General features: G+C 40.7%; 1 protein-coding gene. It reads right to left on the reverse strand.

The window, feature by feature from the left end:
• Positions 1-305 precede the first annotated feature (305 nt).
• On the reverse strand, positions 306-543 hold a 238-nt coding region (locus ACRD62_RS22480; RefSeq protein ID WP_430822327.1), incomplete at its 5' end, for a hypothetical protein.

Here is a 543-nt window from a genome sequence, read left to right on the forward strand (position 1 = left end):
ATTGCATTCAGTAAAATTTTGTTACAACAAACTTTCTTGTTGTATATATTATTGGAGAGTCAGCGGATTTATCCCTAAGCTTCGGGACCCCAGTTGGCCTCACGATAACCATCGTGATTGGTATCTCCCCAATTGCATTCAGTAAATTTTAGTTACAACAAACATTCTTGTTGTATATATTATTGGAGAGTCAGCGGAGTTATCCCGATTGTTCGGGACCCCAGTTGGCCTCACGATAGCTATCGTGATTGGTATCTCCCCAATTGCATTCAGTAAAATTTTGTTACAACAAACTTTCTTGTTGTTTATATTATTGGAGAGTCAGCGGAATTATCCCGAAGCTTCGGGACCCCAGTTGGCCTCAAGATAGCTATCGTGATTGGTATCTCCCCAATTGCATTCAATATTTTTATTCGCCTGAATCTTTTATCAGGATAAAATTTGTCACTAAAAAAGCCACTCGAAAAATCAAATGGCTTAAAAGAGCGGAAGACGGGGCTCAAACCCGCGACCCTCAGCTTGGAAGGCTGATGCTCTATCAAC

This window comes from Carboxylicivirga caseinilyticus (assembly GCF_050589785.1).
GTDB classification, from domain to species: Bacteria; Bacteroidota; Bacteroidia; order Bacteroidales; family Marinilabiliaceae; genus Carboxylicivirga; species Carboxylicivirga caseinilyticus.